Origin of the sequence: Actinoallomurus iriomotensis (genome assembly GCF_030269445.1) — a bacterium.
Classification (GTDB): domain Bacteria; phylum Actinomycetota; class Actinomycetes; order Streptosporangiales; family Streptosporangiaceae; genus Actinoallomurus; species Actinoallomurus iriomotensis.
In genome coordinates this window covers 513,285-537,072 of record NZ_BSTJ01000009.1, presented here as the reverse complement: position 1 = coordinate 537,072, position 23,788 = coordinate 513,285, and the positions used below count along the sequence as shown (strand labels likewise).

The window sequence follows — 23,788 nt, the reverse complement described above, 5'->3', positions numbered from 1 at the left end:
GTGACCAAGCAGGTCCAACAACTCGATCGCGTCATCATCCGCTTCGCGGGTGACTCCGGCGACGGAATGCAACTCACCGGTGACCGGTTCACCCAGGAAACTGCTGCTTTCGGCAACGACCTGTCGACGCTCCCCAACTTCCCCGCCGAGATCCGCGCGCCGGCCGGCACGCTGCCGGGTGTGTCCAGCTTCCAGCTGCACTTCGCCGACCACGACATCGTCACCCCGGGCGATGCCCCGAACGTGCTCGTCGCGATGAACCCGGCCGCGCTGAAGGCCAACGTCGCCGACCTGCCGCGCGGGGCCGACCTCATCGTCAACACCGATGAGTTCACCAAGCGGGCGCTGACCAAGGTGGGGTACGCCGAGAACCCGCTCGAAGACGGATCGCTGGACGAATACCGCGTGCACTCGCTGCCGCTGACGTCGATGACGGTCAAGGCGCTCGAGGACTTCGACATCTCCAAGAAGGACGCCGAGCGGGCCAAGAACATGTTCGCCCTCGGGCTGCTGTCCTGGCTCTACCATCGGCCGACGGACGCGACCGTGCGCTTCCTGGAGCTGAAGTTCGCCAAGAAGCCCGAGATCATGAAGGCCAACATCGCGGCCTTCCAGGCGGGCTGGAGCTACGGCGAGACCACCGAGTCCTTCTCGGTGTCGTACGAGATCAAGCCGGCGACGCTGCCACCCGGGCTCTACCGCAACATCTCCGGCAACACGGCGCTGGCGTACGGCCTGGTCGCCGCCGGCAGCCGGTCGGGTCTGCCGGTGTTCCTCGGCTCGTACCCGATCACGCCGGCGTCCGACATCCTGCACGAGCTGTCCAAGCACAAGCGGTTCGGCGTCCGGACGTTCCAGGCCGAAGACGAGATCGCGGCCGTCGGCGCCGCGCTCGGCGCGTCGTTCGGCGGTGCGCTGGGCGTCACGACCACGTCCGGGCCCGGCATCTCGCTCAAGAGCGAGACGGTCGGCCTGGCGGTCGCCACCGAGCTGCCGCTGATCGTGATCGACGTGCAGCGGGCCGGCCCGTCCACCGGCATGCCGACCAAGACCGAGCAGGCCGACCTGCTCCAGGCGCTGCACGGCCGCAACGGCGAGGCGCCGGTGCCGGTCGTGGCGCCGTGCACGCCGTCGGACTGCTTCGCGATCGGGATCGAGGCCGCGCGCATCGCGGTGAAGTACCGCACGCCGGTCATCGTGCTGTCCGACGGTTACCTGGCGAACGGCTCCGAGCCGTGGCAGATCCCCGACGTCGATTCCCTGCCCGAGATCACGCCCGGCTTCGCCGAGGCCGTCGAGGGCGAGGACTTCCAGCCGTTCAAGCGCGACCCCGAGACGCTCGCGCGGCCGTGGGCGATCCCCGGCACCGCCGGCCTCGAACACCGCATCGGCGGCATCGAGAAGGCCGACGGCACCGGCAACATCTCCTACGACCCGGCCAACCACGACCTCATGGTCCGGCTGCGCCAGGCGAAGATCGACGGCATCGCGCGCGACATCCCGCCGCTGGCCGTCGACGACCCGTCGGGCGCCGCACGGGTGCTGGTGCTCGGCTGGGGCGGCACGTACGGCGCGATCACCGCGGCGGTACGCCGCGTCCGCGCCGCCGGCGGCCGGATCGCCCAGGCCCACCTGCGGCACCTCAACCCCTTCCCGGCCAACATCGAAGAAGTGCTCCGCTCCTACGACAAGGTCGTGGTCCCGGAGATCAACCTCGGCCAGCTGGCGCTGCTGCTGCGCGGCCGTTACCTCGTCGACGTGATCGGCTACAACCGCGTGCGCGGCCTGCCCTTCAAGGCCGAGGAGCTCCAGACCGTCCTGCAGGATGTGATCGACTCATGACTGATCCCCTCGCTCTCGTTCCGAAGGACCCGGAGCGGCAGACCGCCAAGGACTTCAAGACCGACCAGGAGGTCCGCTGGTGCCCGGGGTGCGGTGACTACGCGATCCTCGCCGCCGTGCAGGGCTTCCTGCCCGAGCTGGGGCTCCGCCGGGAGAACGTCGTCTTCGTCTCCGGCATCGGCTGCTCCTCACGGTTCCCGTACTACATGAACACCTACGGGTTCCACTCGATCCACGGCCGCGCTCCGGCGATCGCGACCGGGCTGGCCTCGTCGCGGCCCGACCTGTCGGTGTGGGTGGTGACCGGTGACGGCGACGCGCTGTCCATCGGCGGCAACCACCTGATCCACTCGCTGCGCCGCAACGTCAACCTCAAGATCCTCCTGTTCAACAACCGGATCTACGGGCTGACCAAGGGCCAGTACTCCCCGACCTCGGAGGTCGGCAAGATCACCAAGTCGACGCCGATGGGATCGCTGGACTCACCGTTCAACCCGATCTCGCTGGCGATCGGCGCCGAGGCCTCGTTCGTGGCCCGCACGATCGACTCCGACCGCAAGCACCTGCAGTCGGTGCTGCGCGCGGCGGCCCAGCACAACGGCACGGCACTGGTGGAGATCTACCAGAACTGCAACATCTTCAACGACGACGCGTTCCTGCCGCTGAAGGACCCGGCGCGGCGCGACGACGTGACGGTACGGCTGGAGCACGGCGAGCCGATCGTGTTCGGCGCCGACCGTGACAAGGCCCTGCGCCGCACGCCGTCGGGCGCGATCGAGGTCGTCTCCGCCGACGAGCCGGGCATCCTGGTGCACGACGCGAAGGCCGAGGACCCGTCGCTGGCGTTCTCGCTGTCCCGGCTCGACTCGCCGACGTTCGAGCACACCCCGATCGGCATCTTCCGCCAGGTCGAGCGGCCGACGTACGACCAGCTCATGCGCGAACAGCTCGACGAGGCGGTCGCCCAGCAGGGCCCCGGCGACCTCGCCGGTCTGCTCGCCAGCGGCGACACCTGGCGCATCGACTGACCGGCCGCGCCGGGCCCTCTCGCGGGCCCGGCGCCGCGGTGGCCGGTCAGGACGCCGTCTCGATCCGCACGTCGCCGAACATCACGTTCCGCGTCATCGGACGCTGCAGGAAGTCATGCGGGAAGCCGAGTTCGACCGCGCTCGCCGCGTCCAGCTCGGCCAGCGCGGCCTCGGGGAGCGTCAGGTCGAGCGCCCCGAGGTTGTCCTCCAGCTGGCCGAGCGTCCGCGCGCCGACGATCGGGGCGGTCACCCGCCGGTCCCGCAGGGTCCAGGCGAGAGCGACCTGTGAGGGCGTCACGCCGAGGTCGCCCGCGACCTTGGCGACGACGTCGGCGATGGCGAGCCCGCGTTCGGTCAGCGCGCCGTTGGCGGCGGCGACGTTCTTGCGGGTTCCCTCGGCCGAGGCCGAGCCGCCCCCGTGGTCCAGGTCGTCGCGGGTGTACTTGCCGGTCAGCACGCCGCTGCCCAGCGGCGACCAGGGGATGACGCCGAGCCCCATCTCGCCGGCCATCGGGATCAGGTCGCGTTCGACGGTCCGCTCGATCAGGCTGTACTCGATCTGCAGTGCGATCAGCGGCGACCAGCCGCGCAGGTCGGCGATGGCCTGCATGCGGGAGACCTGCCACGCCGGCGCGTCGGAGATGCCGACGTACAGGACCTTCCCGGCCCGTACGAGGTCGTCCATGGCCCGGAGGATCTCCTCCACCGGCGTCGTGAAGTCCCATGAGTGCAGGTAGAGCAGGTCGATGTAGCCGGTCCGCAGCCGGCGCAGGCTGTCCTCCACCGAGCGGACCATGCTCTTGCGGTGGTTGCCGCCGGAGTTGGGGTCGCCGGGCCGCGAGGTCAGGGTGTACTTGGTGGCGATCACCAGGCTGTCGCGGCGGTCTTCGGCGAACTCCCCGACCAGGCGCTCGGCGGTGCCGTTCGTGTACTGGTTGGCGGTGTCGATGAAGTTGCCGCCCCGGTCGACGTACGCGTCGAAGATGCGGCGTGACTCGTCCTTCGCGGCACCCCAGCCCCAGTCGGAGCCGAACGTCATCGTCCCCAGCGACAGCGGTGAGACCCGCAGGCCCGAACGGCCCAGCAACCGGTAGGTGTCCAACGATCCAGACACGGTGTGTCCCCTTCGTGCAGTCACTCGCCCGGCCGTCGGCCGGGCCATCGCGTACAGCCTGCGCCCGGCGCCCGAGGCGGCGTAAGGGAAGCTTCTTCATGGGATCGGCAGTCCCAGGTAGATTCGAGCTCATGGCAGACAGGGTCGACGTGGCGCACGAGCTGGCGGTCTTCCTGCGGACGCGGCGTGAGCGCCTGAGCCCCGAAGACGTCGGCCTGCCGCAGCGCCGGCGGAGCCGGCGCACACCCGGCCTGCGCCGGGAGGATGTCGCGGAGCTGGCCGCGGTGAGCGTCGACTACGTCATCCGGCTGGAGCAGGGCCGTGGACTGCGGCCCTCGCCGGACGTGCTCGACGCGCTCGCGGGCGCCCTGCGGCTGAGCGACGACGAGCGCGCCTACCTGTTCGACCTGACCCGGCACTGGTCGGCGGGCCGTAGGTCGTCCGGTGACGCCGGGGGATGGCTGTCCTCGCTGGTGTGCGCCCTGTCGCCGCTGCCGGCCATGGTGGTCGACCATCGCTTCGACATCGTCGCGTGGAACCCCGAGATGGCCTGGCTGATGCTCGGCTTCCCCGAGTTCCCGGAGGAGCAACGCAACACGATGTACCTCTGTGTGCTGCACCCGGCGTTCGCGGGTTTCTACCGCGACCGGGAGCGCATCATCCAGGAGGGCATCGCCGACCTGCGGGCGGCCTGGGCCGCGCACCCCGACGACACCGCGCTCGCGGACCTGATCGAGCGGCTCCGGTCCGAGAGCGAGGACTTCGCCCGGCTGTGGGAGCGCCGCGACGTCATGGTGAACGGGCACGGCACCAAGGCGCTGGTGCATCCGCGCGTCGGCTCATTCTCCATCGAGTACGACGTGCTGACCCCGCTGGGCGACGCGAGCCGGCGGCTGGTCGTCTACCGCGCCGCCGACCCGGTGTCGCAGGAGGCGCTGGACACCGTGGCCCGTGAGGCGCGCGCGGGGGCGCCCGCGCTCCGCGCGATCTGACCGGCCGCGGCTCAGGCGGACTGGGCGGCGCGGCCCTTCAGACGGTTGACGATGGTGTTCGCGTCGCTGCGGGTGAGGTTGCCGCTGATGAGGATGCGGCCCTTGGTGATCGGAGCGTCCACCCGCGGCGCGGCCACCACCTGGTCCCGTACGGTCAGCGCGAACGGGCGGCCCGTGTTACCGCGGGTCAGCCGGGTCAGGGCGCGACCGTCGGCCGGGATCAGGCTGAGCGACACGGCGTACCCACCGGTCTTCATCCGCTCCACGTGGATGTCGTTGACGCGCTTGATGGTGATGCCGACGGCGAGCTGGTAGCAGATCGCACCGGTGGGGCTCTGCCCGATCGCGCCCTGTACGCCCGGCGGGCACTGCGCGCCGGGGATCTGCTGGGTCACCGGATAGATCTTCAGTGGCGCCGAGAAGCGCACGGGGTGTTCCTGGGAGAAGGCGGCGATCAGCGTCCCGGTCAGGGCGATCGCCGCGATAACCACCCAGAGCGCGATCACTACCGCGATCAGTCCGGGCCGTGCGTGGGGGCGCCGCGCGGCTCGCATCCTGGCCTCCGTTCTGCCGTCCTCCAGAATGAGGACGATTGCGTCCGGGCCGTGGTTGTCCGCGCACCCCCGAAAGGCGCGGCGCACACGGTCGGAGCCGCCTACGTCGGGATCCTCATGGGGATCATCGCATCATTGGACGCCGTGTACGACAAAGGGCACACTCCGGGTCAACCGTGCGGACGAATATGGTCTTCGCATGAGACGGGGAAGGGCGGCGGCGATCGCCTGCGCGGCGGTCGTGCTCGCCGGGGCTCTCACCTGGGCGGCCGTCGATGACGAGCCACGAGTGAAGGCCACGGACCAGCGCATCACGGTCGTCGACGGGCCGAAGAACGACCAGCACGTCACTCTCGACACGACCTTCTTCCCGCCCGTACGCGGTGGGCGCGGCCCGGCGGTGCTCCTCGCGCACGGGTTCGGCGGGAGCAAGGACGACACCCGGTCCCAGGCCGAGGATCTCGCGCGGCACGGGTACGCCGTGCTCACCTGGTCCGCGCGCGGCTTCGGGCAGTCCGGCGGCCAGATCACGCTCGACTCGCCGGACTACGACGTGAAGGACGTCCGGCAGCTCGTCGACTGGCTGGCGCGCCGTCCCGAGGTGCGCCTCGACCGGCCCGGCGATCCGCGGGTCGGTGTCGCCGGGCAGTCCTATGGCGGCGCGATCTCGCTGCTGGCGGCCGCGTACGACGCGCGGATCGACGCGATCGCGCCGCAGATCACCTGGTACGACCTGGCCGACGCGCTGTTCCCCGACGCCACCGGCAAGGGGGCGGCGAACGGGGTGTTCAAGAAGGCCTGGGCCGGCATCTTCTTCACGAGCGGCGCGTCATCCACAGCCTGTGGACGATTCCTGCCGTCGCTCTGCTCGATGTACCAGAAGGTGGCCGAGACCGGGCGGCCGACGCCGGAGGCGATCGCGACGCTCCACCGCGACAGCCCCGCGTCCGTGGCCGGCCGCATCCACGCGCCGACCCTCCTCGTACAGGGCCAGACCGACTCGCTGTTCCCCCTCGACCAGTCCGACCGCAACGCGCGCGCCATCACCGGGGCGCCGGTGCGGACCGTCTGGTACCAGGGCGGGCACGACGGCGGCGACCCGGAGACGTCGCGGGTCGACGGCCTGGTCACGGGCTGGTTCGACCACTACCTTAAGGGCGGTCCGCCACCGGATGACGGCGGTTTCGTCGTCACCCGTACGGGCGGCATCGACTCCTCCACCCAGCGCGTGACGATCAGCGCGGCGTCCGCGCCCCGCTACCCCGGGCTGTCCGGCACGACGCGGCGGTCCGTGCCGCTGGGCGGCGAGCAGGTCACGGTCCAGAACCCGGCCGGCGGCTCGCCGTCCTCGATCTCCTCCATGCCCGGCCTCGGCCTGCTCGGCGCTCTCCCCAGCACACCGGCCACGGGCGGCGTCGGCGTCGACCTGCCCGGCCAGTCCGCGACGTTCGACTCCGAACCGCTCGACGCGCCCCTGCAGCTGACCGGCGCCGCCCAGGTGCGCCTGCGCGTCAAGGCGGTGAAACCCTCATCGGAGCCGCCCACGCTGTTCGCCAAGGTGTACGACGTCGGCCCCGACGGCCAGGCGTCACCGGCACGCCGCATCGCCGCGCCGCTGCGGCTCGACGGCACCGCGCAGGTGACGCTGCCGGCGATGGACTACCGGTTCGCGGCCGGCCACCGGATCCGGCTGGTGTTCAGCACCACCGACATGGGCTTCGCCTCCCCGGCCCGCCCGGCCGCCTACCAGGTGTCGGTCGAGTCGCCGCTGAGCGTGCCGGTCGACCCGGCGCTGCGCACGCCGCCTGCGCCGCTGCCGTGGTGGGTCTGGGGCTTCCCGGTCATCGCCGTGGCGGCCGGGGCCGTCATCGCGGCGACGTCGCGGCGCCGCCGGCGTCCGCGCGCGGAGGGCGAGGCGGACGCCTCGACGCCGCTGGAGATCCGCGGCCTGACCAAGCGTTACAAGAACGGCTATCTCGCCGTGGACGACCTGTCCTTCCGCGTCGAGCGCGGCCAGGTCTGCGGGCTGCTCGGCCCGAACGGCGCCGGCAAGACCACCACCCTGCGCATGCTCATGGGGCTGATCCACCCCGACGACGGCGAGATCCGCATCTTCGGCGAACCGGTACGGCCGGGCGCGCCCGTGTTGTCCCGGCTGGGGTCGTTCGTCGAGGGGCCCGGCTTCCTGCCGCACCTGTCCGGCCGCGACAACCTGGAGCTGTACTGGAAGGCGGCCGGGCGGGGCGAGTCGCACATGGAGCGCGCCCTGGAGATCGCCGGTCTGGGCGACGCCGTACGCCGTCCGGTGCGCACCTACTCGCAGGGCATGCGGCAGCGGCTGGCCATCGCGCAGGCGATGCTGGGCCTGCCGGACCTGCTCGTCCTCGACGAACCGACCAACGGCCTCGACCCGCCGCAGATCGCGGAGATGCGCGAGGTGCTGGTCCGGTACGCCGCCGAGGGCCGCACCGTCATCATCTCCAGTCACCTGCTGGCCGAGGTCGAGCAGACCTGCACCGACGTCGTCGTCATGCACAAGGGCCGGCTCGTCGCCGCCGGTCCGGTCGCCGAGATCGCCGGCCACGACGGCGCGGTCGTCATCGGCACGCCGGACGTGGACCGCGCGCTGAGCGTGCTGACCGCGCTGGAGGGCATCGAGCACGCCGAACCGTACGAACCGGGCGTCCTGGTACGGGTCAACGGCTCACCGCCCTCCGCCGTCGTCGCCGCCCTCGTCGGCGGTGGCGTCGCGGTCGAACGGGTCGCGCCGCACCGCCGTCTCGAGGACGCGTTCCTGGCCCTCATCGGGGAGGACTCATGACCGAGCGAAGCGAGGGAATCAAAAAGCACGCCCCAGTGGTCACGCCCTCCGACGAAGGAGGACTCATGACCGAGCGGAGCGAGGGAATCAAAAGACGCGCCCCTGTGGTCACACCCTCCGACGAAGGAGGACTCATGACCGACGTGGGGCGGCGGGGCGCCGATCCGAGCTACCGCCCGCGCCGTACGCTGCCGCTGCGGGTGGAGGCCGTACGGCAGTTGCGCCGGCGCCGTACGTGGATCGCGTTCGCGGTGCTGCTCCTGCTGCCGTGGGTGCTGGCCGCCGCGTTCAAGATCGGCGGCTCGCCGTCCGGCAACGACCCGAACACGCCCGGCCTCGTCACCGTCGCCACGACCGGCGCGCTGAACTTCACCGCGTTCACGCTGTTCGCGTCGGTGGGCTTCCTGCTCGTGGTCGCGGTGGCGCTGTTCTGCGGCGACACGGTGGCCAGCGAAGCGGGCTGGGCGTCCCTGCGGTACCTGCTCGCCGCGCCCGTGCCGCGCGTGCGCCTGCTGCGGCAGAAGCTCATCGTCGCCCTGTCCCTGTCGGCGCTCGCGGTGCTCAGCCTGCCGGTCATGGCCATGATCACCGGCATCTACGTCTTCGGCTGGGCGCGCCTGCGGCTGCCCGCGACCGACACGGCCCTGCCGAACGGCACCGCCCTCACCCGGCTGCTCATCATCGTCGGTTACACGCTCGTCTCCGAGCTGGTCGTGGCCGCGCTGGCGTTCCTGCTGTCGGTGACGACCGACTCACCGCTGGGGGCGGTCGGCGGCGCGGTCGGGCTGGTGATCGTGAGCAACATCATCGACGCGGTCACCGCGCTCGGGCACTGGCGGGAGTTCCTGCCGACGCACTGGCAGTTCGCCTGGACCGACGCGTTGCAGCCGGACCTCGTATGGACCGGCATGGTCAAGGGCATGGTGCTGTCGGCGTCGTACGCCGTGATATTTCTCGCGCTGGCCGTACGCCGGTTCCGCGACAAGGACGTTGTCAGCTGAGCACCGCAGGCGCGATGCTGGCAACGGGCCTCGCGCGTCGTACTCGGCTGGAGTGATCATGGAAGAGCTTCTGGTGTTCGGCGGATCGGGCAGTCGCCGTCTCACCTCGGCGATCTGCCGGCACCTGGAGGTCGAGCCCGGCGACGGTGAGGTCATCCGCTTCTCCGACGGCAACCTGTTCGTGAAGGCCAACCAGAACGTCCGCGGCCGGCACGTCTACGTCGTGCAGTCGACGGTGTTCCCGGCCAACGACAACTTCATGGAGCTGCTGTTCTGGATCGACGCGTTCAAGCGCGCGAGCGCCGCGTCGGTCACCGTGCTCATGCCCTACTTCAGCTACGGCAAGGCCGACAAGAAGGACGAGCCACGCGTCTCGATCCGCGCGCGGGTGTGCGCGGAGGCGATCGAGGCGGCCGGCGCGGCACGGGTGGTCACGATGGACCTGCACGCGCCGCAGATCCAGGGCTTCTTCACCCTGCCCGTCGACGACCTGTACGCCCTGCCCCTGCTGGCCGAGGCGATCGGCACGGGCGAGGACCTCGTCGTCGTCTCGCCGGACGTGGGCTTCGCCAAGCAGGCGCGCAAGTACGCCACGCGGCTCGGCGCACCGCTCGCCATCGCCGACAAAGAACGCGTCGACCACAGCGAGGCGGCGCGCGTCATCGACCTCATCGGCGACGTGGACGGCCGCGACGCGGTCATCGTGGACGACTTCACCATCACCGCCGGCACCCTCGCCGAGGTCGCCGAGGCGTTGATCGCCCGCGGCGCCCGCAGCGTACGCGCGGCGGTCACGCACGGGGTGTTCACCGGCAAGTCGATGGAACGGCTCGACGACAGCCCCATCTCGCGTCTCTACGTCACCGACACCGTGGAGAACCAGCCGGTGAGGCTGTCGGCCAAGGTGGAGACGGTGTCCGTCGCCCCCCTGTTCGCCGAGGCCATCGGCCGCATCCACCGCCGTGAGAGCATCAGCGTCCTGTTCCAGTGAACGCAGGGGCCGGGAGGGCGAGATGGGCATCTTCCGCCGGAAGAGTGACGGCGTGCCCGCCATCGCGTACGTGATCGCCGCCGACCGGCCCGTCCGGTACGGGGGAAAGGCTCCTCTGGAGCTGCGGCTCGCGGTCCAGGCTCCCGGCCGCGAACCGTTCCTCGCCGACCACCGGGAGGTGGTGGCCCGGGCCCGCTGGCCCTGGTCCGGCACCCTCCTGCCGGTACTCGTGGACGCGGACCGACCGGCGCTGGCGGGGATCCGTTGGCGCGAGGTGGCGGGCTTCGACCAGAGCGCGGTGCCGGAGTTCCAGGCGATGGCGGAGCGCTTGACCGGCGGTACGAACGTCCCGGGCGATGGCGGTCCACGGGATTCGGAGCCGGAGGACACGGTTCCCCCGGAGTACCGGCGGGAGTCGCGCGACACCGTGACGGAACTCGAACGCCTGGCGGCCCTGCACATGGTGGGCAGCCTGACCGACGCCGAGTTCGAGGCGGCGAAACGCCGGGTCCTCGACCTGGACTGACGTCGTCCGGCAAGACGCTCAGTAAGAGCTCCCGCGAGATGGCCCGGCCGGGAGTGGGCCCGGCCGGGCGTCGTCCGCTACTACGAGACGGGGCCGACGAGGCAGATGACCTTTCGGTCGCCCAGGGTCCACTGGGCCTTGGTCGGCGAGAAGTAGTACATGTCCAGCTGCTTCTTCGAGGTCGTGTGCTTCGCCTGGTACCGCTTGGTGCAGCCGCGTTCGGCGGCCGCGCCTGAGCTCGACTCACCGGGCCACGCGCCCTGCGGCAGGGAGAAGATCGAGAAGACCTTGTTGCTGCCCGGCGTGGTGCACGGCTGGGCCTGGACGGTCCTGACCTCGCCGGTCTGCGGTGCGACGCAGTCACCGACGCGCAGCGTGTCCGGGGCCGCCTTCTGCGTCGAGTTGATCTGACCGCTCGCATCGCGCTTGGGCTCGTGCCACTTGGACAGCGCGAACACGCCGACGCCGAGGCCCACGGCCCACAGCAGCGACAGGATGAGGCCGGTTACGGCCAGCCCGACGCCCTTGTCGCCCCGGCGGCGCGTGCGCACGAGTGCCGCGAGGCCGATGATCAGATTCAGCGGGATGGTGATCAGCAGGAAACCGAGGATCCCGAGGATGAGGGACGTGACGGCCAGGCCATTCGTGGAGCGACGGCGGTCCCGATCGGCCCCGCCGTCGGGGCCGGCGCCGTACCAACCCGGTTGGGTGGCGGGGGCTTGGAATGACATTGCTTGTTCCTTCCGGCGTGAGTGCGGGCGTTCTGCGGCCAGCTTTCGCCGTCGCCGTGCCGGATCGCTGTCGTTATGCTGTAGCGCACTGCGCTCTCACTGCCGCCCTTCGGGCGCTCTGACTGCCGCACGGTATCGGGCCAGCTCACGGGGGATGCCGGCCCGCGCGGAAAGGAAAACCGTGACCGAGCCGTCGCCGGCCGCACCGGTCCGTTTCGAGATCCTCGGCCCGCTGCGCGCCTGGCGCGCGGACACCGAACTGGACCTCGGACCGGGCAAACAGCGTGCCGTCCTCGCCGTGCTCCTGCTCAACGCGAACCGGCCCACGCCGACCGCGCGGATCGTCGACGCCGTCTGGGGGGACGAACCGCCCGAGAACGGTGTCAACGTCGTCCAGAAGTACATCGCGGGGCTGCGGCGGATCCTGGAGCCCGGCCGGTCGCCCCGCGCCCCCGGGCAGCTCCTGACGCTCACCGAGGCCGGGTACACACTCGTCGTGCCGCCGGGCCGTCTCGACGCCGAGGTGTTCACCGACCACGTCACGCGCGCCCGGACGGCGGGCCGCACCGCCGACGCCGCCGGGTACCTGCGGGGCGCGCTCGCGCTGTGGCGCGGCGAGCCGCTGGCCGGGCTGCGCGGCCCCTACTTCGACGCGGCGCGCGAACGCCTCGCCGAGGACCGCGCGGCGGCGGTCGAGGAACGCGCGCGGATCGAGCTGGACCTGGGCGAGCACGCGCGCCTGGTGCCGGAGCTGAGCCGCCTCGTCGCGGAGTTCCCCGTACGCGAGGAGCTCCGGTACCTGCTGATCCTCGCCCTGTACCGGTGCGGCCGGCAGGCGGAGGCGCTCGCGGCGTACCAGAGCGCGCGGGAGTTCCTCGCCGAGGAGTTCGGGGTCGAGCCGGGCGAGCGGCTACGGCAACTGCACCTGGCGATCCTGCGCTCCGACCGCACGCTCGCGCCGTACGCCGAGCCGCCCATGCCGGCACCCGCCCCGGTCGCGCCCACCCCACCGCCGCCGTTCATCCCCGCCGCTCCGGCCGCGATGGCCGTCGTGCCGCGTGTGTGGCGTCCGCCGCCGGCGCTCCGCGCGCTGGCGATCGCCGTGCCGCTGTTCAGCTTCGGCTTCCTGACCTGGGCGGCGCTGGCCTTCTTCGCGGCCCGGCGTCGCAGCCGGGCACTGGGGCTGGCCTCGGCCGGATACTTCCTGCTCGTGGCGGTGTTCGCCTTCACGATGGGCACCGGCAGCGAATCGGCCTGGGACAACGTCGGGATGCTGGCGCTGCTGCTCACGATGGTCGGCGGCACGGTGCACGTCGCCGTGCTGGTGCTCGGCACGTCCGCCCGGCGCGGGAACGCCCCGCCCGACCTGGACACGCTACGGTCGCTGGAGCTGCGGATCCGCCGCGAGCAGGCGCTCACGCTGCTCGACCACTACCCGCCGATAGCCCGCGAGCTGCGCATCGGGCGCCCGGACCTGTCGCGGGTGTTCAACGACGGCGGCCTCGTCGACATCAACGGCGTACCCGAACACGTGCTGGCCGCGCTGCCCGGCGTCACCGTGCCGCAGGCCCAGCAGATCGTGGCCCGCCGCCGCGTGACGGGCGGCTTCGCGTCCGTGGAGGACCTCATCACGTACGGGCTCCTGCCGGTACCGGTCGTCCGGGCCCTGTCGGACGTGCTGATCGCGGTCGCCGACGACACACCGGCCGCCGCTCCGGCCACGGAGCCGACGACGGATGGCCTGGCGCTGCCGCACTAGCAGATGCGTGGGGAGGCTCCCGTGATCAGTGATGAGGCACCGGCTGAGCAGGAACGTCGCATCGTTTCGGCGACCCGCACCGGGGCACTGGTCGATCTGTCCGTCGGCGACGCGGAACACGATGACCCTGCGAACGGCGCCCTATGGGATGGGACTCGAACCGTGCGCGCCGAGTTACTGATCGAGTTGCTCACCGCGGAAGGCACATCGGGAAGGCCACGGGCGATCAAGGTGCGAGGCGCCCGTATCGTCGGCCCACTCGATCTGGAAGCCTGCGAGCTCGCATGCCCGTTGCTGCTGCGCGACTGCTACATCGACGATCCCATCAACCTTGACGAAGCCACCGCGCCGGCGATCCGTCTGCCGGGCTGTCACCTTCAAGGCCTGTCCGCCAAGCGGGTACGCGTCCTCGGAAACCTGGAGTTCAACGACGGTTTCCTCGCCGGCGGCGAAGTCAGTTTGCTCAGCGCCCGCATCGGAGGTGCGCTCTGGTTGAGCGGGCTGCTGACCAATCCGGGCGGCGTGGCGTTGAGTGCCGGCGGGATCACTGTCGACCAGGACATGGTCTGCGTGCCGGGGTTCGCCGCCAAAGGAGAGGTCGACCTGTCCGGTGCTCGGATCGGAGGGCAGCTCGACCTCAGTGGGGCGCAGCTGATCAATCCCGATGGACGTGCGCTGCACGCCGACGGGCTCCGCGTTGAGCAAGGCATGTACTGCTCGGACGGGTTCACCGCACGCGGCGAAGTGAGCCTGCTCGGGGCTGACATCGGAGGGCCGCTCGTCCTCGCCGGGGCACGCCTGGCCAATCCCGGCAGACCCGCGCTGAACGCCGACCGGATCGGCGTCGGCCAGGGCATGTTCTGCTCGGACAGGTTCAGCGCGGAAGGTGAGATCAGCCTGATCGGCGCCCACATTGGCGGCGATCTCGTACTCAGCGGGGCGCGGCTGGCCAATCCCGGCGGACCCGCGCTGACCGCCGACCAGCTCACTGTCGATCACGGGATGGACTGCTCGGAATTCACCGCACGCGGTGAAGTGCGCCTGGTCGGTGCCCACATCGGAGAATTCGACCTCCACAACGCGGACCTGACCGAACCCGGCGAATACGCTCTGGCCGCCGACCAGATCAGCATCGCCCGGAACATGGACTGTTCGAAATTGTTCACCGCTGGCGGGGAAGTACGCCTGCGCGGCGCCAACGTCGGAGGACAACTCACCCTCTTCCGGGCAGCCTTGAACAACCGAAAGGGCAAGGCGCTGGACCTCAGGAGTGCGCGAGTCGCCGAGCTGGGACTTCGAGACGCCTCTTGTGAGGGGATCATCGACCTCACCAACGCTCGCGTCGGCGCCTTCGACGACGATCAGGCGAACTGGCCCCCGATCCTGCGGCTGCGCGGTTTCACCTACCAGACCCTGGAAAACGATCAAGTCAGCGTTCACGACCGCCTGCGCTGGCTCACCCGACACCCAGGCGGCTACACACCGCAGATCTACGACCAGCTCGCCGACGCGTACCGCCGCGCCGGAAACGCCGAGGCCGCCCGAAAGGTGGGCGTGGCCAAGCAGCGGCGACGCCGCAGTGCGCTCAACCCCCTCAACTGGCTGCTGTACGTCACCATCGGTTACGGCTATCGGACCTGGCTGGCCGCAGTCTGGCTGGCAGGACTCGCCGCGCTGGGTTGGTGGGTATTCGGCCGTGCCTACCCTCAGCACATGACCCGGGCGACGCCGAACGCGCCCGGCTTCCACGCGCTCGCCTACACCCTGGACGTGCTGTTGCCAATCGTCGATCTCGGCCAGGAGAAAGCCTGGACTCCGAACGGTTGGGCGGAGTACTGGACGTGGTCGCTGATCGCAGTGGGCTGGGTCCTGACGACCGCGGCGGTGGCCGGCCTGACCGGGATCTTCAAACGCGACTAGTCCGTTCGCGGGCCCAGAAGACCAGGCTCACGCTTCCTGGTGATCGGAATGTCGCGGGGACACTACGGTGCGGCGAATCAACGACTCAGGACACTAGGTGTGCCGTACGGGGACCGCTGGGTTCGTGGCGGCGGTCAGGGCGACGGACCTGGATCCGACCGCGATGACGCGCGCGTCAACGTCGGTGAAGCCGGCGGTCGTCGCGAGCGTGCGTGCGTCCTCCGCCGTGTGCGGCAGCGGTAGGTCGGCGGCGACGAGGTCGGCGAACACGTCGGAAGGACGGAACCCCGACGCCACCGGCAGGGTGAAGGCCACGCGTCCGCCGGGCCTGAGCGCACGTCGCCAGTCGGACAACGCCCGCGGGCCCAGGAAGTGGAGCGACGAGGCGCACACGATCAGGTCGAGGCCCGCGTCGGCCACGGGCAACGGCACCGCCGGCCCGACGCGCCAGTCGATCGCATGCTCAAGCCCGAGCCGTACGGCGCGGGCTCGGCCGGCCGCGATCATCCCGGCCGAGAGATCGACGGCCAGGATCGGCGTCGCCGCGGGCGCGCGTGTCCGGGCCATCGCCAGCGCCGCCGCGCCGCTCCCGCACGCGACATCGGCGATCCTGTCCTGCCCCGCCGACGTGGGCATCAGCGCGAGGAGGGCACGGGCGACGTCGTCGTGATGATCGTCGTCATAGTCTTCGGCCAGCTCGTCGAACGCCCGCGCCATCCAGGCCGGATCCGTCACGGGCACGGTCAGTCGCGGCGGCGCATCGGGTGGTCGTCGGGTATCTCGACGACGCAGATCCGTACGCCGTCGGGGTCGGCGATCCACATCTCGATCAGGCCCCAGGGCTCGCGCTCCGGCTCGCGCAGCACGCGTACGCCGTCCAACTCGCGCCGGGTCGCCGCGATGTCGCGGACCTGGAGCCAGAGCTGGAGACCTTCGGCGGGCGGCGTGTCGGCGTGCCCGGCGACCTCCAGGTAACCGCCGCCGATGAAGAAGACGGTACCCACGCCGTCCGGCGTCGCGAACTCGCGGAAGATCGGCAGTTTCAGTGTGTCGCGGTAGAAGGCACGGCTGCGGTCCAGGTCGGTCGGCCGCAGCAGCACCCGGCTGGCGAGAACCTCCATGCCGCCACCGTACGGCCCCCGCAGGTCAGGGCACCAGGCACAACTCGTTGAGCTTCGCTGCCATGCGGCCACCGTACGGCGGGCCTCCGGCGGTGGTTATCGCCGGTGCCGGGGAAGGAGTCCTCTACGGCCGGATCGACACCGCCCGGCCGCTCGGTCGAAGGGGGCAGTCATGCAGGACGAGCTGGCACAGTTGACGGGCTTCGTGTACGAGATCGGTCTGCTGAAGCGCTACAAGCGCACCGGCTGGCTCGTCGCGGGCGTCCGCGATCCGGAGAGCATCGCGGACCATTCGTTCCGCGCCGCGGCCCTCGCGTCGATCGTCGCCGTGCTGGAGGGGGCCAGTCCCGAGCGCGCCGCGCTGCTCAGCATCTTCCACGACAGCCAGGAGACCCGGCTGACCGACATCCCCTACCTCGCCAAGGCGTACGTCAAGCGCGCGCCGAACGAGCAGGTGACGGCCGAGCAGACGCGCGGCCTGCCGGCGGCGGTGGCCGACATGATCTGCGGCAGCGTCGCGGAGTACGAGGACAAGACGAGCCTGGAGGCGCGCTGCGCGCGGGACGCGGACAAGCTGGAGTGCCTGGTCCAGGCGATCGAGTACCGGGAGCAGGGCAACCAGAACATCCAGCTCTGGATCGACAGCTCGCTCGCGGCGCTCCAGACGGCGTCCGGCAAGAAGCTGGCCGACGAACTGCTGCGCACCCGCTCACTCGACTGGCTCGACCGCTTCTTCAACGGCGACGACACGGCCTCGCTCGGCGAGTAGGGGCTAGACCGTCCAGAGGCAGTACATGCGGTGCCCGGTCGCCACCGCGTGCCGGGCGACGGGCGCCAGGCCCCGTACGGCGGCCTCGGTGTGCCATCCGGGGTCCGAGGCCGACGCGGCGGCCAGGGCGCGGGTGAGCGTGTCGGTCACGGTCAGCACGCCGCACTCGGCGACGCCGGCGTCCTCGTCGACCAGTTCGGCGACGCCGGCGCCGTGCCGGGGGTCCGCGGTGATCTCCGCCTCGGTACGGCCGGTCAGGAGCGACTCGATGGCGGCGAGCGCGGCCGGGGGGATCCCCTCGTCGCGGAAGACGGGCCGCGGGCAGCCGGTGGTGAGGACCCCGGCCGCGGCCCGGTCGTCCTCGGCGACGAAGAACTCATACAGCAGAGACATGGGCACCCCGGTCAGGCGAGGGAGGCCGACAGCACGTCGGCGGGGCTGAGCAGGTCCGGCCGGCTGGACATGTGCTGGTCGGCGTCCTCGATCCGCCAGCGGGCGTCCAGGAGGAGCGGCAGGGCGGGATGCGGGCCGGGCAGGCAGAGGCGGACGCGTGCGGCGGTGAAGGTGGCGAGCGCGGCGCGGAGGGTGGCCGCCGGATCGGCGCCGTCGGCGGTGACCAGGTGGAAGAGGCGGTCCGGTCCGGCGATCCCGGCGGCGGCGACCGCGTCCCCGTCGCGGACGAGCAGCCCGGTGGCGCCCGGCGTCGCGGCCCAGAACGCGTAGTCGGCCGACCGGTCGCGCCCGTTCAGCTCCCGCTCGGCCGCGGCCGCCACGGCCGCCGGCACCCGCTCGACGGGAGTCCCGGCGAGCGGCGGCCCCTCCAGGTAGAGCAGTGGCCAGCGTGGCACCATGCCGTACCGGACATAGAGCGACATGGCCCGCGGGTCCCGCGAGGCGAAGGTCGACCGTTCCCCGCCGGCCTCGAACCCGGCGTCGAACGCGGCGTCCAGCAGGCGCCGCCCGGCGCCGCCGCCGTGCCGCGCCGGATCCACGAACAGGTCGCACAGCAGCGTGAGCCCATCGAGGCACCGGACCGCGCAGTACCCCGCCGCCGCCCCGTCCGCCGCCGCGACGAGGAACCGCCCGTGGGCGCGCAGGTGAGCGACGTAACGCGGATCCGCCCCGTCACCGTCGTCGTTGGCCAGCGCGATCCGCGCGATCGCCGGCAGATCGCCGTCCGCCGCGCCCCGTACGTCCATGGCGGCAGGCTAGCCGCGTCACTCGGTCGGCGCGTACGCGGCGGATCCGAACAGGACGCCCTCCACGTAGTCCTGGTCGTTCAGGGCCAGGGTGAACAGCCCCGTCACCTGGTCCCAGACGAGGCCGCCCTCGCGGAAGACGGCGAGCAGGTCTCCGTCCCGGGAGGTCCGCAGCCGGTGGGCCACCGCGCTGCGCTCGGGGTAGGTCGACAGCCAGGCCAGGAAGACCTCCCACTCACGTGGGCGGCGGCTGCCGGCGATGCGCTCGACGACCTCGTCGTCGGTCAGCACACGGCGCTCGCCGATCTTCTCCAGAAGCCGCCAGCGGTCGGGCCGCCGGGAGTTCTTGTCCCAGGCATGGCCGAAGGCGTACACGACCCGGTCCGCGGGCTGCCCGTTGGGCTTGGCCACGACGACGAAGAACGCCTCCCACGCGTCCGCCGGGCTCATCCGGCCGATGGTCCGGTGGATGGTCTCCAGGTCCTCCGCCGCGGTGACCGTGCCCCGGCCGAGGTCGCTCCGGAACGTGGTGAGGTTCGCGGTGACGTACGTCGGCGAGGTCGTGTAGACGGTGTTCGCCTGCCGGGCCACCTCGGGGGGCATGGACCGGGCCAGCGACCGCACATTGCGCCGCACCGCGGCCGAGGAGACCTCCGGCGCCGCGGCGACCTTCTCGGTCACCTCCTCCAGCCGGTCGAGGCCCGGGCTGCGTACGGCCGTGAGCGCGACGAGGTACTCGATGAAGGCCGGGTACCGGAAGCGCAGCGCGCCGGTGCCGTCGTGCCGCAGCAGCTGCTCGGCGATCAGGAGACCGAGCACCTCCCGCTCGTTCCCCCGCAGCCGGGGCGAGCGCTCGGCGATCAGACGCAGCGCCGTCTGCTCGGGGATCCGCGCCTCGGGAGTCCGCACCGCCGCGAGCGCCAGGTCGCCCGCCAGCTCCATGAACACCGTCGCGGTCAGTCCGGAGATCCCCTGGGCGGCGATGTTGGACCGGCGGCGTTCGAAGTATTGCTGGAGGACGTTCTCACCGAGCGCGTCCCCGAACCTGACCGGCCCCTGGAACTCGTACGCCTCCGAGAGCACCCGCAGGTTGAAGGGGACTGAGAGCGCCTCCGTGCCGTCCGGGGTACGCGAACCGACCAGGGAGTACTGGTATGCCTCGGAGTAGCGGGTGAGGGCCTGCCCGAGCTCCTCGTCCGAGAAACGGGCCAGGCGGTCCTTGAAACGCACGACCGACCGGCCTTCGAAGACCGAGATCCAGCGTTCCCAGGTGTCGTCGCGCGCGGTGAAGACCAGGAGTACCGGGAAGGCGAGCAGCCGTCGCCGGTCGGCGGCCGCGTTCAGCTTGCCGAGCGTCTTCAGCAGCTGGACGATCGCGCGCCGGCTCTCGGGGTTGTCGGCCTCGTCCAGGCCGTCGACGACGTACACCAGCGGCATGCCCGTCTCGACCAGCAGGTCGAGGGGGTCCTTGCCGCCGAGGTCCCGGAGGACCTCATTCAGCTCGTGCACGCCGGGGTCATCGGCCGTCCGCGCCACGCAGAAGAAGGCCTCGTCGGCGAGCGCGAGCTGGGTGGCGAGCATGGTCTTGCCCGATCCGGGAGGGTCGAGCACGAGCACGATCTGGGGAGGGACGTCGCGGTCGACCGCCTGCTCGCCACGGTGCCGGAAGGTGCGGCGTCTGGTGAGGCGTTCGAGGGCGCCCGGGGCGACGGCGCGTGTCACCGTCGCGAGGTCGCGGTCGAGGGCCCGGCGTACGTAGATGAGCTGATGGTTCGGCAGCTTGTTCCGGCGCAGGAACGCCGCGGACGCACGGCGGCCGACGGCACGGGCGTCGCGGATCGCCGCGACGCGATGCCGGGCCTCCGCGCGGGCCTCGGGTGCGTCCGGCTGGGTGACGGCCCGGTTGCGGACCAGGGTGAAGTCGCCGCCCTGGTCGCGATTCTGGCTGTGCGGCAGTGGCCGGGACCGGCTTTCCAGCATCTCTCGCAGGGTGCGGTAGATGGTGTCGAGGTCAAGGAGCTCCGGGCCGCCGGGCAGCCCCTTCCGCAGCAGGGACACGAGCTCGCCGGTGAAGGCCGTGTAGGTCTCGCCGGGCACCGCGAGCGCCCAGTCTTCCGCCGCGGTGAGCAGGTAGGTGCCGACGATGGTCGCCTTGCCGATGATGGGGTCGGAAGTCCCGGACATTCCCGCGAGGGCGCTGTAACAGCTGTCGAGGATCACTATTTTCCGGCGGGCGCCGCTTTCGTGAACGCGTTTACGTATGTGCTGGTACGGCACCGCCGTGTAGTCCACCGCCTCCGGCCGGGAATCGGTGAGCGCGAGATGTAACTCCAGCTTTTCGTCCAGAAGCCCGTGCCCCGCGTAGTAGACCAAGAGGGTGTCCTGTGCCTCCTGCGCGGCCTTCGCCACCGCCTCGACGACGTCGGGAACGTGGGCGGGATCGGCCACGACGCGGCAGTTGGCTTCGTGCACTCCCCAAAGATCCGGCTCACACAGCAGCTTTTTCAACGCCTCGAGATTGTTCGCGACGTTCGGCAGCTCGTCGAGCGCGGTGTACCGGGCCGTGCCGATCAGCACGACACGCGACGTCCTAGCGTCCGGCAGCGTCACCGTCGGAGCCTTCCAGCATGTGGGTGATCTGCGCCGGATCGGTGACCTCGCCGCCGATGCGCACCGTGCGGCCCGAGACCTGGATGACGAGCGGCGGGGTGGAGGTGCGGGTGCGGCGCCAGCTCGCGATGGCGAGAGCGAGGTTACCGAGCGAGAAGCCGCTTTCCAGGGCGAGCTTGACGACCTCGAAGGCGGTGCCCATCTGGCCGGACCCCGGCCGAGCGTGCTCGAGTGTGACCCGGGCGCTCTGGACGATCGTGGGCCTGCCCTTGAGCCAGGCGCCGAGGGACGTGATCTCCCGCTCCGGATCTTTACCTTCGAAGCCGATACGAATCTCCATCGAGACCCCCTCCGTCGCCCCTACCACGGTACTGAGACGCGAGGAGAATGGCGTGAAGTTCCAGCCGGTCAGCCCCTAATTGTGCGGAAAACGAGCGCGGTCCGCGACAATGCCGAATTCGGCGCGGCCATTCCTCATGCGATGGCCGTCCGTATCGCGGCGAGGTAGCCCGCCAGCAGAGCGTCGGCGGTGCGGCCGACCATGTGGTCGCCCGGCAGGAAGCGCTCGGTGTGCAGGCCGGGGGCGTCGGTGGCGTCCGGGGGTGCCGTGCCGATGAACATCATCAGGCCCCGCGTCACGTCGCAGTAGTGGGAGAAGTCGTCCGCGCCGTACGAGCGGAAGCCCGCGTCGACGGTCACGCCGTCGTCGGTGAGGCGGCCGGCCGCGTCGGCGGCCAGGGCCGGGTCGTTGACCAGCACCGGCTCTCCGGGCGAGAAGTGCGCGTGGCCCTCGCAGCCGTGCGCGGCGGCCGTGTGGGTGACGATCTCGGTGATCAGCGACGCCGCGACGGCGCGGTCGGAGTCGCGCATCACGCGTACGGTGCCGCGCGCCGACGCGGTCTCGGGCACCACGTTGGCGGCCGTGCCGCCGCCGATCTGGCCGACCGAGCAGACCGCGCCGAGCACCGGGTCGAACCGCCGGCTGGCCAGGTGCTGGAGGCTGACGACGATCTGGCACAGGGCGAGCACCGGGTCACGTGCGACGTGCGGGTACCCGGCGTGGCCGCCGAGTCCGGTGACCGTCACCTCGAACTCGTCGGTGGCGGCGTTGACCGGCCCCGGAGTGACCGCCACGACTCCGTCGGCCAGGCGCGGCTGCACGTGGGCCGCCACCATCGCGCGTACGTCGTGGTCGGTCAGGATTCCGGAGCCGACGATGTCCTCGGCGCCCGAGGGCGAGGTCTCCTCGCGCGGTTGCAGAACGGCGAGGATCGGCACGTCCACGCCGATGCGCTCGGCGGCGCGGCAGACCGCGACCAGCGCGGCGAGGTGGACGTCGTGGCCGCAGGCGTGCATGGCGTTGTTCGCCGACGCCCAGGGGACCCCGCTGCGTTCGATGACCGGCAGGGCGTCCAGCTCCGCCCGCAGGGCGACCGCCGGACCCCGGTCGCCGATCCGTACGACCCGTCCGGTGTCGGCGGCGCGCTGTCCGGGTCCGGCGCCGAGCGCGCGTACGACCTCGGCCGCGGTGTCGGCCTCGTCGCCCGACAGCCGCGGGTCGGCGTGCAGCCGGTGCCGCAGCGCGACCGCGGCCGGCAGCTCGTCCGCGATGGCCGCGCGCAGCTTGAGATGCAGTTCGTTCAGCTCGTCCATCAGTGCCGCTCCTCCAGCCCGTACACGCGGCGGGCGTTCTCGCCGCCGGCCAGCCGCGCGATCCGCTCCGCGTCCTTCTCCGTCCAGACCCCCTCGTCCAGCCCGGACCGCAGTAAGTCCGACAGTCCTCGGCGGAACAGCAGGGAGCCGAGGTGGAACAGCTCGGGCAGGCCGTAGGCGTCGGAGGAGAACAGGAACTTGCCGAACGGGGCGAGTTCGAGCAGCTCGGCGATCAGCGCCGGCGCCCGGTGCCCGACGCCGTGCGTGGCGAGCCCGACGTCGACGAAGACGTTCGGGAACACCTGCGCGAGGTACCCGGCGTGCCGGTGGAACGGGTAGTTGTGCAAGAGCATGATCGGTGTGCCGGTGGGTTCGATCGCGCGCAGCAGCCCGGTGAGCAGCAGCGGGTCGCAGCGGTGCAGGTCGAGGTCCGCGTCGCCGTGCCCGACGTGGAACTGGATCGGCAGCCGCAGGTCGACGCCGCACCAGACCAGGAACGCCTGGAGGGTCGGGTCGGCGAGCCGCACCGGGGCGCCGGCCTCGATCGCGGCGAGCCAGCGCCCGGCCGCCGCCGTGACCTCGGCGTCTCCGGGGCGGTCGGCGGGCAGGTCGAGGCCGACCCGGTACGCCGCGACGGACTTCAACCCGGCCGCCGAGGCGGCGCGCACGGCCAGCCGCTCACGGAACGCGCCGGCGAACCCCTCCGCGCCCGCACCGGCCTCCGCGACCTCCTCGGCCACCTGTTCCAGCCGGACGATCTCGTGCGCCGTCGCTCCCGCGAGAGCGCCGAGCTCGCCGGGCGTGAGAAGCGTGTCCATCGGGTAGCCGGTGTCGACGCAGAGCGCGGCCAGCCCCGCCTCGCGTAGGAAGCGCCGGTTCACCTCGGCGAATCCCAGGTCGGCGCGGCGCGCGAGGTAGTCGTCGGCGGGCGCGTGCGGAGGCAGGTCCAGCACCGGCGCGCACCAGCGGCGTACGGCGAACCCGAGCTGGGAGTCGAAGAGCGTGCCGCCGAGCGGGCCGGGGCCCTCCGCCTCGGTGAGCAGGGACTCGAACGCGCTCCGGTCGAGGTCGCGGCCTGCCACGCCGTGACAGTGATGGTCGACGAGACGGAGGTTCGCCACGAAGGGCAGCGGCGAGGGCACTCGGTCATTCCTCCT

At 71.4% G+C, this 23,788-nt stretch carries 21 protein-coding genes; 10 read left to right on the top strand and 11 right to left on the bottom strand.

The features are described from left to right. Both QSK37_RS34990 and QSK37_RS34985 read left to right on the top strand, forming a co-directional pair. Nucleotides 1-1,842 (top strand): 2-oxoacid:acceptor oxidoreductase subunit alpha, encoded by a 1,842-nt coding sequence (locus tag QSK37_RS34990; protein ID WP_285629602.1) that lies wholly within the window; start codon nt 1-3, stop codon nt 1,840-1,842. Continuing rightward, nucleotides 1,839-2,870 carry a 2-oxoacid:ferredoxin oxidoreductase subunit beta gene (locus tag QSK37_RS34985; protein ID WP_285629601.1) on the top strand — a complete coding sequence of 344 codons (1,032 nt, stop codon included), beginning with the start codon at nt 1,839-1,841 and terminating at the stop codon, nt 2,868-2,870. Before QSK37_RS34990 ends, QSK37_RS34985 begins: the two co-directional genes overlap by 4 nt. A gap of 46 nt (nt 2,871-2,916) precedes the next feature. Here QSK37_RS34985 and QSK37_RS34980 read toward each other — a convergent pair whose 3' ends face one another. Then, the gene (locus tag QSK37_RS34980; protein WP_285629600.1) at nt 2,917-3,984 is read right to left on the bottom strand and encodes an aldo/keto reductase; all 1,068 of its coding nucleotides are present in this window, start codon (nt 3,982-3,984) and stop codon (nt 2,917-2,919) included. 131 nt (nt 3,985-4,115) lie between these two features. Between QSK37_RS34980 and QSK37_RS34975 the strand changes: the two genes are divergently transcribed. Beyond that, on the top strand, nt 4,116-4,976 hold the full coding sequence (locus QSK37_RS34975; protein WP_285629599.1) for a helix-turn-helix transcriptional regulator: 861 nt from the start codon (nt 4,116-4,118) through the stop codon (nt 4,974-4,976). 11 nt (nt 4,977-4,987) lie between these two features. On the opposite strand, the gene QSK37_RS34970 is transcribed toward QSK37_RS34975, so the two are convergent. Further along, nucleotides 4,988-5,530 (bottom strand): SecDF P1 head subdomain-containing protein, encoded by a 543-nt coding sequence (locus QSK37_RS34970; RefSeq protein ID WP_285629598.1) that lies wholly within the window; start codon nt 5,528-5,530, stop codon nt 4,988-4,990. A gap of 199 nt (nt 5,531-5,729) precedes the next feature. Here QSK37_RS34970 and QSK37_RS34965 point away from each other — a divergent pair, with 199 nt between their 5' ends. From QSK37_RS34965 to QSK37_RS34950, 4 genes are all read left to right on the top strand, one after another. Then, nucleotides 5,730-8,351, top strand: coding sequence for an alpha/beta fold hydrolase (locus tag QSK37_RS34965; RefSeq protein WP_285629597.1), 2,622 nt, complete (start codon nt 5,730-5,732; stop codon nt 8,349-8,351). Nucleotides 8,352-8,485: 134 nt separating this feature from the next. Next, nucleotides 8,486-9,352, top strand: a complete 867-nt coding sequence (locus QSK37_RS34960; protein ID WP_285629596.1) for an ABC transporter permease — start codon at nt 8,486-8,488, stop codon at nt 9,350-9,352. Nucleotides 9,353-9,410: 58 nt separating this feature from the next. Continuing rightward, a complete protein-coding gene (locus QSK37_RS34955) occupies nt 9,411-10,343 on the top strand; it encodes a ribose-phosphate diphosphokinase (RefSeq protein ID WP_285629595.1) in 933 nt (310 codons plus the stop codon). 22 nt (nt 10,344-10,365) lie between these two features. After that, nucleotides 10,366-10,869, top strand: coding sequence for a hypothetical protein (locus QSK37_RS34950; protein ID WP_285629594.1), 504 nt, complete (start codon nt 10,366-10,368; stop codon nt 10,867-10,869). An 80-nt stretch (nt 10,870-10,949) separates the two neighbouring features. Here QSK37_RS34950 and QSK37_RS34945 read toward each other — a convergent pair whose 3' ends face one another. Continuing rightward, nucleotides 10,950-11,600, bottom strand: coding sequence for a DUF4190 domain-containing protein (locus tag QSK37_RS34945; protein ID WP_285629593.1), 651 nt, complete (start codon nt 11,598-11,600; stop codon nt 10,950-10,952). Between the two features lie 181 nt (nt 11,601-11,781). On the opposite strand from QSK37_RS34945, the gene QSK37_RS34940 reads away from it, so the two are divergent. Together QSK37_RS34940 and QSK37_RS34935 are read left to right on the top strand one after the other, a co-directional pair. Beyond that, a complete protein-coding gene (locus tag QSK37_RS34940; RefSeq protein ID WP_285629592.1) occupies nt 11,782-13,359 on the top strand; it encodes an AfsR/SARP family transcriptional regulator in 1,578 nt (525 codons plus the stop codon). A gap of 21 nt (nt 13,360-13,380) precedes the next feature. After that, nucleotides 13,381-15,279, top strand: coding sequence for a hypothetical protein (locus QSK37_RS34935; protein WP_285629591.1), 1,899 nt, complete (start codon nt 13,381-13,383; stop codon nt 15,277-15,279). 93 nt (nt 15,280-15,372) lie between these two features. Here QSK37_RS34935 and QSK37_RS34930 read toward each other — a convergent pair whose 3' ends face one another. Both QSK37_RS34930 and QSK37_RS34925 read right to left on the bottom strand, forming a co-directional pair. After that, on the bottom strand, nt 15,373-16,014 hold the full coding sequence (locus QSK37_RS34930; protein ID WP_285629590.1) for a class I SAM-dependent methyltransferase: 642 nt from the start codon (nt 16,012-16,014) through the stop codon (nt 15,373-15,375). 8 nt (nt 16,015-16,022) lie between these two features. Next, nucleotides 16,023-16,400: a VOC family protein gene (locus QSK37_RS34925; RefSeq protein ID WP_285629589.1), complete on the bottom strand. Its 378-nt coding sequence runs from the start codon at nt 16,398-16,400 to the stop codon at nt 16,023-16,025. A gap of 172 nt (nt 16,401-16,572) precedes the next feature. Between QSK37_RS34925 and QSK37_RS34920 the strand changes: the two genes are divergently transcribed. Continuing rightward, complete coding sequence (locus tag QSK37_RS34920; RefSeq protein ID WP_285629588.1) at nt 16,573-17,169, top strand: HD domain-containing protein; 597 nt, start codon at nt 16,573-16,575, stop codon at nt 17,167-17,169. A 3-nt stretch (nt 17,170-17,172) separates the two neighbouring features. Here QSK37_RS34920 and QSK37_RS34915 read toward each other — a convergent pair whose 3' ends face one another. The 6 genes from QSK37_RS34915 to QSK37_RS34890 form a co-directional block, all read right to left on the bottom strand. Continuing rightward, the gene (locus tag QSK37_RS34915; protein WP_285629587.1) at nt 17,173-17,562 is read right to left on the bottom strand and encodes a hypothetical protein; all 390 of its coding nucleotides are present in this window, start codon (nt 17,560-17,562) and stop codon (nt 17,173-17,175) included. A gap of 11 nt (nt 17,563-17,573) precedes the next feature. After that, complete coding sequence (locus tag QSK37_RS34910; protein WP_285629586.1) at nt 17,574-18,368, bottom strand: GNAT family N-acetyltransferase; 795 nt, start codon at nt 18,366-18,368, stop codon at nt 17,574-17,576. Nucleotides 18,369-18,386: 18 nt separating this feature from the next. Beyond that, nucleotides 18,387-20,945, bottom strand: coding sequence for a caspase, EACC1-associated type (locus QSK37_RS34905; RefSeq protein WP_285629585.1), 2,559 nt, complete (start codon nt 20,943-20,945; stop codon nt 18,387-18,389). A gap of 13 nt (nt 20,946-20,958) precedes the next feature. Continuing rightward, complete coding sequence (locus QSK37_RS34900; RefSeq protein WP_285629584.1) at nt 20,959-21,318, bottom strand: effector-associated constant component EACC1; 360 nt, start codon at nt 21,316-21,318, stop codon at nt 20,959-20,961. A 134-nt stretch (nt 21,319-21,452) separates the two neighbouring features. Further along, nucleotides 21,453-22,631 carry a M20 metallopeptidase family protein gene (locus QSK37_RS34895; protein WP_285629583.1) on the bottom strand — a complete coding sequence of 393 codons (1,179 nt, stop codon included), beginning with the start codon at nt 22,629-22,631 and terminating at the stop codon, nt 21,453-21,455. Continuing rightward, nucleotides 22,631-23,773 carry an amidohydrolase family protein gene (locus tag QSK37_RS34890; RefSeq protein WP_285629582.1) on the bottom strand — a complete coding sequence of 381 codons (1,143 nt, stop codon included), beginning with the start codon at nt 23,771-23,773 and terminating at the stop codon, nt 22,631-22,633. The genes QSK37_RS34895 and QSK37_RS34890 overlap by 1 nt, the downstream gene beginning before the upstream one ends. Nucleotides 23,774-23,788 lie beyond the last annotated feature (15 nt).

Excerpts from the sequence above, each read along its gene's own strand:
- QSK37_RS34965 (WP_285629597.1), top strand. The coding sequence starts at position 5,730 with ATGAGACGGGGAAGGGCGGCGGCGATCGCCTGCGCGGCGGTCGTGCTC.
- QSK37_RS34920 (WP_285629588.1), top strand. The coding sequence starts at position 16,573 with ATGCAGGACGAGCTGGCACAGTTGACGGGCTTCGTGTACGAGATCGGT.
- QSK37_RS34970 (WP_285629598.1), bottom strand. The coding sequence starts at position 5,530 with ATGCGAGCCGCGCGGCGCCCCCACGCACGGCCCGGACTGATCGCGGTA.
- QSK37_RS34910 (WP_285629586.1), bottom strand. The coding sequence starts at position 18,368 with ATGGACGTACGGGGCGCGGCGGACGGCGATCTGCCGGCGATCGCGCGG.
- QSK37_RS34955 (WP_285629595.1), top strand. The coding sequence starts at position 9,411 with ATGGAAGAGCTTCTGGTGTTCGGCGGATCGGGCAGTCGCCGTCTCACC.
- QSK37_RS34900 (WP_285629584.1), bottom strand. The coding sequence starts at position 21,318 with ATGGAGATTCGTATCGGCTTCGAAGGTAAAGATCCGGAGCGGGAGATC.
- QSK37_RS34945 (WP_285629593.1), bottom strand. The coding sequence starts at position 11,600 with ATGTCATTCCAAGCCCCCGCCACCCAACCGGGTTGGTACGGCGCCGGC.
- QSK37_RS34960 (WP_285629596.1), top strand. The coding sequence starts at position 8,486 with ATGACCGACGTGGGGCGGCGGGGCGCCGATCCGAGCTACCGCCCGCGC.
- QSK37_RS34915 (WP_285629587.1), bottom strand. The coding sequence starts at position 17,562 with ATGTCTCTGCTGTATGAGTTCTTCGTCGCCGAGGACGACCGGGCCGCG.
- QSK37_RS34985 (WP_285629601.1), top strand. The coding sequence starts at position 1,839 with ATGACTGATCCCCTCGCTCTCGTTCCGAAGGACCCGGAGCGGCAGACC.
- QSK37_RS34950 (WP_285629594.1), top strand. The coding sequence starts at position 10,366 with ATGGGCATCTTCCGCCGGAAGAGTGACGGCGTGCCCGCCATCGCGTAC.
- QSK37_RS34925 (WP_285629589.1), bottom strand. The coding sequence starts at position 16,400 with ATGGAGGTTCTCGCCAGCCGGGTGCTGCTGCGGCCGACCGACCTGGAC.
- QSK37_RS34975 (WP_285629599.1), top strand. The coding sequence starts at position 4,116 with ATGGCAGACAGGGTCGACGTGGCGCACGAGCTGGCGGTCTTCCTGCGG.
- QSK37_RS34895 (WP_285629583.1), bottom strand. The coding sequence starts at position 22,631 with ATGGACGAGCTGAACGAACTGCATCTCAAGCTGCGCGCGGCCATCGCG.